The sequence below is a fragment of the Photobacterium sp. R1 genome, from assembly GCF_054600795.1.
Genome location: NZ_BAAHZP010000799.1, coordinates 1 through 249 on the forward strand (window position 1 = coordinate 1; position 249 = coordinate 249).

The 249-nt window shown below is 48.2% G+C and carries 1 protein-coding gene; it reads right to left on the reverse strand.

What is annotated here, in order from left to right; translation table 11 throughout:
• Positions 1-102: 102 nt before the first annotated feature.
• Positions 103-249, reverse strand: a 147-nt coding sequence (locus ACYP03_RS27265; protein WP_459782840.1) for an aspartate-alanine antiporter-like transporter, incomplete at its 5' end; no start/stop codon positions are given.

A 249-nucleotide genomic window follows, 5' to 3' on the forward strand; every position in this document is an offset into this window, starting at 1 on the left:
CGGGTACAATTTTCACCGGTTAATTGTGAGAGATTATACCATCTATCATCTGAATAACGGCTGACTCTGCCAAATGTCAGTGTCAGCCGTATGGGGGTGTTTTTAGCTGAGAATAATAATGAGCGTACCTGCTATTGTGAGCAGAACGTTAGCGATGGCGTAAGTGCCTGCATAGCCCAGAGCTGGAATAGTACTGCGGGCATGCTCATTAATCATATCCATTGCCGGGGCACAGGTACGGGCGCCGAT